The 206-nt window shown below is 59.2% G+C and carries 1 pseudogene; it reads left to right on the forward strand.

Going from position 1 to position 206, the window contains the following annotated elements:
• Positions 1-199: pseudogene (locus EXE42_RS18425) on the forward strand (branched-chain amino acid ABC transporter permease); the annotation flags it as partial.
• Positions 200-206: the final 7 nt, after the last annotated feature.

A 206-nucleotide genomic window follows, 5' to 3' on the forward strand; every position in this document is an offset into this window, starting at 1 on the left:
GGTCATATTCGCGGCCGTGATCCTCGGCTGGATCTCTTCCCCGTACGGCGCCGTCGCGGGTGCGATGATCATCGGACTCAGCATGGACGTCGGCGTTTACCTGATACCCGGCTCGTCAACATACAGGGTGGCGATCGCATTCGTCATCCTGATCGGCGTCCTGCTTGTCAAACCCGAAGGAATCTGGGGTGAAGTCTAATGGCGGT

The organism is Halorubrum sp. SP3, assembly GCF_005435195.1.
Lineage (GTDB): Archaea > Halobacteriota > Halobacteria > Halobacteriales > Haloferacaceae > Halorubrum > Halorubrum sodomense.